We start from the raw sequence: 9,414 nt of genomic DNA, 5'->3' as shown, positions 1-9,414 counted from the left end.
GGTGGCATCGCGTTACGCGCAGCTCGTCACCGATAAAAAACTCCGCAAGCACGTGTTCGGCCGGATCGTGGCGGAATGGGAACGGACGTCGAACGTGTTGTCGGAGATCACGGGGAACAACGAGCGGCTGGCGAACAATCCGCTGCTCGCACGGTCGATTAAAAACCGCTTTCCGTATCTCGATCCGCTGAATCACTTGCAAGTGGAGTTGCTGAAACGCCATCGAGCGGGGGATGACAACGTGCGGCTCGGACGCGGGATTCATTTGACGATCAACGGGATTGCGGCGGGATTGCGTAATACGGGGTGATCTAGCGGAAGCAATGTGATTGCTTCATCGAAGAAGCCGGCTCGTGTAATTCACAGCCGGCTTTTTTCATTTCGCCGCCGCAAGGTCAATCATCGGTTCATGGTGCATTTGATGGACTGCGTGCTCCCGCGGCAAGGGACGCGTCGAGTGATCGCCGCGCCGTTATGGGCAAGTTATCAAATCCCGGCGGCAATCAATTGCGGCCGCGCGGGACCCGGCCGTGTGGGCAGTTCGCTGAACGCGTCTTACCCATCGCTACAGGTTCCGTCAGTATTTTCTTGCCAGCCACGACGCTACAATGGGCGCCCTCTTGTACCGGTACAAGTTGCGCGGTTATTCTGGTATCTAAACTACCCGAGCCGCTGTCTGACTTTCCAAAGTGCGTATTGAGCCTCATGCCCTTGTCACCCACCATCGCCGCCCCCGCAGCTATCAAAACCGACGCCACGCCCCCACTCGACGCCACGCCGGCCCGCGCGCTTGGCGACTTTATCCGCGCGCATCGGGAACGGCTGTCGCCGATGGCCGTCGGCCTGCCGCCCGGCCCGCGCCGCCGCACGCCCGGCTTGCGACGCGAAGAGGTGGCCCAGTTGTGCGGTGTCAGTCCGACCTGGTACACCTGGATCGAACAAGGACGGCCCGTATCCGCTTCCGCCGACGCGCTTGCGCGCATCGCCATGGCGTTGCAGTTATCACGGGCCGAACGAGCCTATCTCTTTGAACTGGCCGCCCAGCGCGACCCCGCCGAACCCGATCCGGCAGCGCAGGACGCGCCGGCAGCGCTGCTGAAATCGGTGGAACTGATCGATGCGCCCGCCTACGTCCTCGACCGGCAGTGGAACGCGTTGCGCTGGAACGCACAGGCGGCAGCGTTGTTCACCGGCTGGCTGGACGGCGTTCAGGACCGTAATCTGCTTAGCTTCACGTTTACCGCGCCCGGGGCGCAAAGCTTGATCGTAGATTGGGAGACGCGCGCGCGAAGACTGGTCGCGGAATTCCGGGCGGATTCAATCCGCCATCTGAACGATGCGCCCACGCGAGCGCTGATCGATTCGCTCAGTGCCGCCAGCGATGCGTTCGCACGTTTTTGGGCGTCGCAGGACGTGGGAGAACGGGAAGGCGGCACGCGGGAATTCAATCATCCAACCCGCGGCCGGCTGGTGTTCGACCAGATTACGTTCAAGCCGGCGCATCGGGAGGATTTGAAGCTGGTGATGCTGGTGGGTTCGGACGCGGCAGAACGCAGCCGGGAATAGCTGGGCGAGGCGTGTCAACGCGCTCCGTCAAGCACGGCGACCATCGCCGAGCGCTCCTGAACAGGCGCAAGACACGCGAATCCGGGCTTTCGGCATGCTTCTGTGCACCTGATAGCCGAAAAAAATGCCCGACCTATTTGGTCGGGCAAAGCCGCATCTCCCCGGCAGGGCCGGCGGAGAACGGGGACACATGGTGAGCTTTGCGCAACGCGTCGATTGTTTCGCGCGCAGCGGGGGCTCGTATCCGTTGGTACGCAGGTAAAAGCGAAACGGATGCATCCGGATGCAAAAAAACCAACGCGGTTCGTATTGATTATTTCTATAAGATCAATCGCGCCGTCTACCCGACCGGTCCCATGACACCAACACTTCCCCACGACCCGACCCCCGACACCCTCGTGCAATTGCTCGATCGTGTCGCCACCGAAGATGCCGCCGCGTTGCGCGCGCTCTACGATTTAACTTCCTCGAAACTGTTTGGCCTCGCGCTTCGTATATTGGTGAAGCGTGAGTGGGCCGAAGAGGTTTTGCAGGACGCGTTCGTCAATATCTGGCGATACGCGGGCGATTACAAAGCCGGCCTCTCCGCGCCGATGACCTGGATGGCGGCGATCGTCCGCAACCGGGCCCTCGATTATTTGCGGCGGCAAAAGGCCAACGGGGCAAGCGCCGAAACAGAATGGAGCGACGCGTTGGACGATACCTTGCCGACCAATGAGGCAGATCCCTCCGAGCAGATGTTGATGAGCCAGGAAGCGCGGCAACTCGCCATCTGCATGGAGCGGCTCGAAGCCAACCAGCGACAGGCCGTGGCGCTGGCCTACCTGCGTGATCAGAGCCACAGCGAAGTGGCCGATGTCCTGAAAGTACCGCTTGGCACAGTGAAGTCTTGGATTCGGCGCGGCCTCGAAAAACTTAAAACGTGCCTGGGAGGTCTGTGATGGATCTGCACCGATACGCAGGCCTGGTAGACCAACTTGCTGCCGAGTACACGCTCGGCGTGCTGCGCGGGGGATCGCGCAGACGGTTTGAAACCATTTCGCAGCGCGATCCGGCGATTCGCCTGGCCGTGGAAACCTGGCGTTTGCGATTGGCGGCAATGACCGAGCTCGGAGCCGCCGTTGCACCGCCACCGGAGATCTGGCCGGCTATCGAGCGGCGCTTGAACCTGGTGAACGCCCGGCGCGATGCGGCTGCGGCCCGGCCGGTTCCGCCGGTTGCTGCTCCGGCTACGAAACCCGGCTGGTTCGAGAACCTGTCGTTCTGGCGTGGCTGGTCGATCGCCGCTACAGCCATTGCAGCGATTGCGCTGGTCGTGTCCATTCGCGAACTGTCTACTGTGGCGCCCGTGCCAGCCCCCGTGCCCGCGCCGCAAGTCGCGCAGGAACCGCGGATTGGTTATGTCGCTACGCTTGCCGATGACAAATCGAACGCGAGGATGCTCGTGACTTGGGACGACCGGACTTCCGAAGTCACCGTTCGGCGTTTGAGCGGGTCGTCGGATCCCTCCGATAAATCCATGCAGCTCTGGGGCCTGCCCAAGGAAGGGCACCCGGTTTCGCTCGGCGTGCTGCCAGTCGGGGGAACCGCGCGGTTCAAAGCGGCTTCTGTGAATGCGTATCCGATGTTGGCAGTGTCCGTGGAGCCTGTCGGCGGATCGCCGAATCCGAATGGGCCGACGGGTCCGGTCGTCTATACGGGTAAGGTGATTCCAGCAGCGTGACGGTTATCGTTTGATCAAGGGGCGTCGCGAGGCGCTCCTTTTTTTGCGCCTGGCATACGCGTGTTGGACGGCCCGCATCCCTCCGTTCGATGGTTCCCGGTTCTCATTGCCTGTAAAATCGCCAGTTCCGCGGGTTTCTATCCGGATTGCGCTACGCCCGGCCGCCTGCCATCGATTTTCCGCCCTCTTACGAACATCACTATGACGTCCCAACTGCACAAAAAAGGCGAAGCCTGGTCGGCTCGCTTCAACGAACCAATGTCCGATCTGGTCAAGCGCTACACGTCATCGGTGTTCTTCGACAAACGCCTCGCGCTCGTCGATATCGAGGGATCGCTGGCCCATGCCGCCATGCTGGCCGCGCAAAAGATCATCGCCGATGCGGATTTCCAGGCCATCCAGAAAGGGTTGACGCAGATCCGTGGCGAAATCGAACGCGGCGAATTCGAGTGGAAACTCGATCTGGAAGACGTGCACCTGAACATTGAAGCACGTCTGACGGCGCTGATTGGCGATGCCGGCAAACGCCTGCACACCGGCCGCTCGCGCAACGACCAGGTCGCGACCGATATCCGTCTTTGGCTGCGTGGCGAGATTGACCGGATTGGTGAATTGCTGGTCGCGCTGCGCCGCGCGCTGATCGATATTGCCGAGCAAAACGCCGAAACAATCATGCCCGGTTTCACCCATCTGCAAGTTGCGCAGCCTGTGACGTTCGGCCATCACTTGCTGGCTTACGTCGAAATGTTCAGCCGCGACAGCGAGCGTCTGCTCGATTGCCGCAAGCGCGTGAACCGCCTGCCGCTTGGCGCAGCGGCGCTCGCCGGCACGAGTTACCCGATCGATCGCCATGCCGTTGCGAAGACGCTCGGCTTCGATGGCATCTGCGCGAACTCGCTCGACGCCGTGTCGGATCGCGATTTCGCCATCGAATTCACCGCGGCTGCTGCGTTGATCATGACGCACGTGTCGCGCTTCTCCGAAGAACTCGTGCTGTGGATGAGCCCGCGGGTTGGGTTCATCGACCTGGCTGACCGCTTCTGCACCGGCTCGTCGATCATGCCGCAGAAGAAGAACCCCGACGTGCCCGAACTGGCGCGTGGCAAGACGGGGCGCGTGAATGGGCATCTGATTGCTTTGCTGACGCTGATGAAGGGCCAGCCGCTTGCGTACAACAAGGACAATCAGGAAGACAAGGAACCGCTGTTCGATACCGTCGATACCGTCTCGGACACCCTGCGCATCTTCGCCGAAATGGCAGCGGGCATCACGGTCAAGCCGGACGCCATGCGCGCCGCCGCGCTGCAGGGTTTCTCGACGGCAACCGATCTCGCGGACTATCTGGTGAAACGTGGCCTGCCGTTCCGCGACGCACACGAAGCGGTGGCGCTGGCCGTGCGGATCTGCGTGGACCGCGGCTGCGATCTGGCCGATCTGACGCTGGATGAAATGCGTGCGGAATTGCCGAACGTGGCGCGTTTGATTGGCGAGGATGTGTTCGAGTACCTCACGCTTGAGGGCTCGGTTGCCAGCCGGAATCACGCCGGTGGAACCGCGCCGGAGCAGGTTCGGGCGGCGGCGAAGGCGGCTCGGGCAGCGTTGGGTAATTAAGGCAGCCAGCGGCGCGCATTGCGGGACCGATCGTAGCTTATTTGGCTACGATCGGTCCCGATGTAGCTACAGTCGCGCGTAACAAGTGCACAGCATGCAATTACCTCCGTTGTTTCCGACCCGCCCATGATCATCCGTCCCAAACTCAACTGGTTCCGCATGCTGTTCGTCTGGCGCGGTTCCGTGCTGCCGCAGCTACTACCACGTCTCGCATTGATCTTCGTGCTGTCCGTCGCGGCGATCGTGATGCACGACCACGTGCGCAATTACCCCGTCGGGCTCGGCACGCCACCGTTCGCGCTGGTGGGTATCGCGCTCGCCGTGTTCCTCGGTTTTCGCAATAGCGCGAGTTATGAGCGCTGGTGGGAGGGCCGCAAGCTGTGGGGTTCGTTGTTGATCCACGGCCGCTCGATTGCGCGGCAAGCGCTTACGCTGCCGCGCGGCGTAAAAATTGAAGACACGCGTGAGTTCATCGCGGCAATTGGTGCACTCGGTCACGCGCTGCGTCACGAAATGCGCCGCACCGATCCCCTCCCCGATCTCGCCACGCGCCTTCCGCCGGCGCTTTATCAACGCGTCGTTCAAGCGCAATGCCGGTCGTCCTTGATCCTGCGATGGCTCGGTGAATGGTCGAGCACGCGCGCTCGCGAAGGTGCACTCGACGGCTACGGTGTGCTCGCCTTCGAGCAAAACCTGAACGAGCTGTCTGGCGTGATCGGTGGCTGCGAACGGCTGGCGTCGACGCCCCTGCCGTTTTCGTATTCGGTGATGATCCACCGGACCGTGTATCTGTTCTGCGTGATGCTGCCGTTTGGGCTTGTCGATGGAGCAGGTCTACTCACACCCTTGTTCGCGCTGCTGGTCGCATACGCGTTCATGTCGCTGGAAGCGATTGCTGCGCAGATCGAAGATCCGTTCGGCCTGGAGGAAAACGACCTGGCGTTGACCGCGCTCTGCGACTCGCTGGAAACCGCGCTCCACGATATGGCTGCTGACCCGGCGTTCCCGCGGCCACCGAAGGCCTTGCCGGAGCCGGGCGTCGCAGCGCGCCGGTTTATCGTTACCTAAGAAGCGGGTGCACCAATGACTAAGGCCCGCATTACGCGGGCCTTAGTCATTCCAGCATTCCTACACCGTCAAATCATTTTTCGAGCGCCACGCAATCGACGAAATACTCAATACGCCCGTTGATCATTTCCCCAACCAACCCGTGGATATCCGTGTGGAAGCCTGGGAAGCGCTCGTTGAATTCACGCGCAAAACGCAAATAATCGACGATCGTCTTGTTGAACCGCTCGCCAGGAATCAGCAACGGAATTCCCGGCGGATACGGCGTCAACAGAATACTGGTCACACGCCCTTCGAGTTCATCGATAGGCACACGATCGATCTCCCGATGCACCAGCTTCGCATACGCTTCGGACGGCTTCATGGCCGGTTCCATGCTCGACAGATACATTTCAGTGGTCAATCGAGCAATATTATTAGCCCGATAAACGCTGTGAATCTGCGCGCAAAGATCCCGTAATCCCATGCGCTCATATGAAGGATGCTGCGCGATGAAATCAGGCAATACACGCCACAACGGCTGGTTGTTATCGTAATCGTCCTTGAACTGCTGCAACTCGGTGACCATCGAATTCCAGCGGCCCTTCGTAATGCCGATCGTGAACATGATGAAGAACGAATAGAGCCCGGTCTTCTCAACAATAATCCCGTGCTCCGCCAGATATTTCGTCACGATTGCAGCCGGGATTCCGGTCTCACCGAACTCGCCGTCCACGTCGAGTCCGGGCGTAATGATGGTCGCCTTGATCGGATCGAGCATGTTGAAGCCTTCGGCAAGCGGGCCGAATCCATGCCAGCGATCGTTCGGCTTCAACACCCACTCCTCACGATCGCCAATGCCCTCTTCCGCCAGCGCTTCCGGTCCCCACACCTTGAAGAACCACTCGTCGGCGTATTCGTCATCGACCTTGCGCATGGCGCGGCGGAAATCAAGCGCTTCCGCAATCGATTCCTCCACCAGCGCCGTGCCACCCGGCGGCTCCATCATGGCCGCAGCGACGTCGCAGGACGCGATGATCGCGTATTGCGGGCTCGTCGACGTATGCATCAGGTACGCCTCGTTGAAGCGATGCTTGTCGAATGTGCTGTTCTCGGAGTCCTGAACGACGATCTGCGATGCCTGCGAAATCCCCGCCAGCAGCTTGTGCGTGGAGTGCGTGGCGAACACCAGCGCGCCCGTACGCGGACGCCCCGCGCCAATGGCGTGCATGTCCTGGTAAAACTCGTGGAACTCGGCGTGCGGCAACCAGGCTTCGTCGAAGTGAAGCGTGTCGAGCATGTCGCCAAGCAGGTCCTTGATCATCTCGACGTTGTAGACAATGCCGTCATACGTGCTTTGCGTGATCGTCAAAATACGCGGCTTCACGTTCGGATTTTTAGCGAGCGCCTCGCGCGCAAACGGATTCGCTTCAATCTTCTTGCGGATGTTTTCCGGCTTGAACTCGTCGCGCGGAATGGGGCCGATCAAACCGAAATGATTGCGGGTAGGCGTCAGGAATACGGGAATGGACCCGGTCATAGTGATCGCATGCAGGATCGACTTGTGGCAATTACGGTCGACCAGAACGATATCGCCAGGTGCAACGGTCGCGTGCCAGACAATCTTGTTCGACGTCGACGTGCCGTTGGTCACGAAGAACAAATGGTCCGCGCTGAAAATGCGCGCCGCGTTGCGCTCGGACGCCGCGATCGGCCCGGTGTGATCAAGCAATTGCCCGAGTTCATCGACGGCATTGCACACGTCCGCCCGCAACATGTTCTCGCCGAAGAACTGGTGGAACATCTGCCCGAGCGGATTCTTCAGGAACGCCACGCCGCCCGAATGCCCCGGACAATGCCACGAGTACGAACCCTCTTCCGCGTACTGCACGAGTTCCTTGAAGAACGGCGGCGCCAGCGCGTCGAGGTAGACCTTCGCCTCACGAATAATGTGGCGCGCCACGAACTCCGGCGTGTCCTCGAACATGTGAATGAAGCCGTGCAACTCGCGCAGGATGTCGTTGGGCAAGTGCCGCGACGTGCGCGTTTCGCCGTACAGAAAAATCGGGATATCCGCATTGCGTCGTCGGACTGCCTGCACGAACGCGCGCAACGCGACGATCGCAGAGGCCAGCTCCGGCGTATCGCCTTCGGCCACCACGACGTTATCCACGTACGGCAACAATTCGTCGTCATCGATCGACAATATGAAACACGACGCGCGGCTCGATTGCTGCGCAAACGACGTCAAATCGCCGTAACTCGTCAGCCCGAGCACCTCGACGCCTTCACCCTGGATCGCCTCGGCGAGCGCGCGGATGCCGGAACCCGAGATATTCTCGGAGCGAAAATCTTCGTCGATGATGACGACGGGAAAACGGAACTTCATGCGGCGAATCTCCAAATGGAACGACCGCTGACCGAGTTGTGCATGCTCGAGTCCAGCGGTCTTTCAAAAGCGTTGCAATGACGTTTCTAACGGTCAAGAAACGTCAGGTTTTCGGCAGCGTTACGCCGATTTGCCCTTGATACTTGCCCCCACGATCGGCGTATGAGGTCTCGCAGATCTCATCGCTTTCAAAGAAGAGAACCTGCGCCACGCCTTCGTTCGCGTAGATTTTGGCAGGCAAAGGTGTCGTATTCGAGAATTCGAGCGTCACATACCCTTCCCATTCGGGCTCGAACGGCGTCACATTCACAATAATCCCGCAGCGCGCGTACGTGGATTTGCCGAGACAAACCGTCAGGCACGAGCGCGGAATCCGGAAATATTCGACCGTCCGCGCAAGCGCGAAAGAGTTGGGCGGGATGATGCAGACGTCGCCCTTGAAGTCGACGAACGATTTTTCGTCGAAATTCTTCGGATCGACGATGGTGGAGTTGATATTGGTGAAGATCTTGAATTCGTCGGCCACGCGAATGTCGTAGCCGTAGCTCGACGTGCCGTAGCTCACGATCTTCCTGCCGTCTTCGGACACCCGCACCTGATCGCGCACGAACGGCTCGATCATGTTGTGCGCTTCGGCCATGCGCCGGATCCACTTGTCGGACTTGATGCTCATAGGGAACGCTACTCAACGAAAGAGGCGGCTCGACAGAGGCCGCCGTGCTTGAAACAGGGCATGGCCGGAGGCTTGGAATCCGTGCAGAAGCACTCCGAAGCCAGCCGGACCAGACGGGAAGCGCGTATTTTACTTGATGTGATGGCTGCGCGACGCGCGCTAGGCCGACAGGCCGGGTCGAGCGTTGTAAACGTCTGATCAGGAGACTAAAAACCGATCCGATTTCATTGCCGGATCACGCCGCAAGCGAGTGCGGGACCCGCGCCGTGCGGCATGAGCGAGTAGTAATCGGAAGCATCTCGATGAAGCAGAATGGCGCGCGACAACACCGAGCGCTCGCCGTCGAGCGAGACATCCGGCGCAACGATAAAACCCGTGGCCGAGCCGTTCGCGTCCGCGCGGATG

General features: G+C 60.4%; 9 protein-coding genes. 6 read left to right on the top strand and 3 right to left on the bottom strand.

The window, feature by feature from the left end; translation table 11 throughout:
• The 6 genes from JWR14_RS16835 to JWR14_RS16810 all read left to right on the top strand — a co-directional run.
• A partial coding sequence (locus JWR14_RS16835; protein ID WP_299708787.1) for a phosphoenolpyruvate carboxylase occupies positions 1–310 on the top strand: 310 nt, incomplete at its 5' end.
• A gap of 395 nt (positions 311–705) precedes the next feature.
• On the top strand, positions 706–1,566 hold the full coding sequence (locus JWR14_RS16830; protein WP_299708783.1) for a helix-turn-helix transcriptional regulator: 861 nt from the start codon (positions 706–708) through the stop codon (positions 1,564–1,566).
• Between the two features lie 200 nt (positions 1,567–1,766).
• On the top strand, positions 1,767–2,507 hold the full coding sequence (locus JWR14_RS16825) for a sigma-70 family RNA polymerase sigma factor (RefSeq protein ID WP_366144553.1): 741 nt from the start codon (positions 1,767–1,769) through the stop codon (positions 2,505–2,507).
• Positions 2,507–3,289: an anti-sigma factor gene (locus tag JWR14_RS16820; protein WP_299708780.1), complete on the top strand. Its 783-nt coding sequence runs from the start codon at positions 2,507–2,509 to the stop codon at positions 3,287–3,289. Before JWR14_RS16825 ends, JWR14_RS16820 begins: the two co-directional genes overlap by 1 nt.
• Positions 3,290–3,490: 201 nt before the next feature.
• Positions 3,491–4,900 (top strand): argininosuccinate lyase, encoded by a 1,410-nt coding sequence (gene argH, locus JWR14_RS16815; RefSeq protein WP_299708777.1) that lies wholly within the window; start codon positions 3,491–3,493, stop codon positions 4,898–4,900.
• Positions 4,901–5,026: 126 nt separating this feature from the next.
• Entirely contained in the window at positions 5,027–5,968 is a 942-nt protein-coding gene (locus JWR14_RS16810) for a bestrophin family ion channel (protein WP_299708774.1), read from the top strand.
• 73 nt (positions 5,969–6,041) lie between these two features.
• Here the strand turns inward: JWR14_RS16810 and JWR14_RS16805 are convergent, their stop codons facing one another.
• The 3 genes from JWR14_RS16805 to JWR14_RS16795 form a co-directional block, all read right to left on the bottom strand.
• On the bottom strand, positions 6,042–8,336 hold the full coding sequence (locus JWR14_RS16805; protein ID WP_299708771.1) for an arginine/lysine/ornithine decarboxylase: 2,295 nt from the start codon (positions 8,334–8,336) through the stop codon (positions 6,042–6,044).
• A 103-nt stretch (positions 8,337–8,439) separates the two neighbouring features.
• Positions 8,440–9,009 carry a dCTP deaminase gene (gene dcd / locus JWR14_RS16800; RefSeq protein WP_089163519.1) on the bottom strand — a complete coding sequence of 190 codons (570 nt, stop codon included), beginning with the start codon at positions 9,007–9,009 and terminating at the stop codon, positions 8,440–8,442.
• A gap of 224 nt (positions 9,010–9,233) precedes the next feature.
• A partial coding sequence (locus tag JWR14_RS16795) for a superoxide dismutase family protein (RefSeq protein ID WP_299708760.1) occupies positions 9,234–9,414 on the bottom strand: 181 nt, incomplete at its 5' end.

The sequence above is a fragment of the Caballeronia sp. genome (assembly GCF_028292365.1).
Taxonomy (GTDB): domain Bacteria; phylum Pseudomonadota; class Gammaproteobacteria; order Burkholderiales; family Burkholderiaceae; genus Caballeronia.
The sequence above is the reverse complement of the archived record's forward strand: the minus strand, read 5'-3'. Positions and strand labels throughout refer to the sequence as shown.

Bases quoted from the DNA above. Each gene is read 5' to 3' on its own strand.
- JWR14_RS16830 (WP_299708783.1), top strand. From the start codon at position 706: ATGCCCTTGTCACCCACCATCGCCGCCCCCGCAGCTATCAAAACCGAC.
- JWR14_RS16820 (WP_299708780.1), top strand. From the start codon at position 2,507: ATGGATCTGCACCGATACGCAGGCCTGGTAGACCAACTTGCTGCCGAG.
- argH (WP_299708777.1), top strand. From the start codon at position 3,491: ATGACGTCCCAACTGCACAAAAAAGGCGAAGCCTGGTCGGCTCGCTTC.
- JWR14_RS16810 (WP_299708774.1), top strand. From the start codon at position 5,027: ATGATCATCCGTCCCAAACTCAACTGGTTCCGCATGCTGTTCGTCTGG.
- JWR14_RS16805 (WP_299708771.1), bottom strand. From the start codon at position 8,336: ATGAAGTTCCGTTTTCCCGTCGTCATCATCGACGAAGATTTTCGCTCC.
- dcd (WP_089163519.1), bottom strand. From the start codon at position 9,009: ATGAGCATCAAGTCCGACAAGTGGATCCGGCGCATGGCCGAAGCGCAC.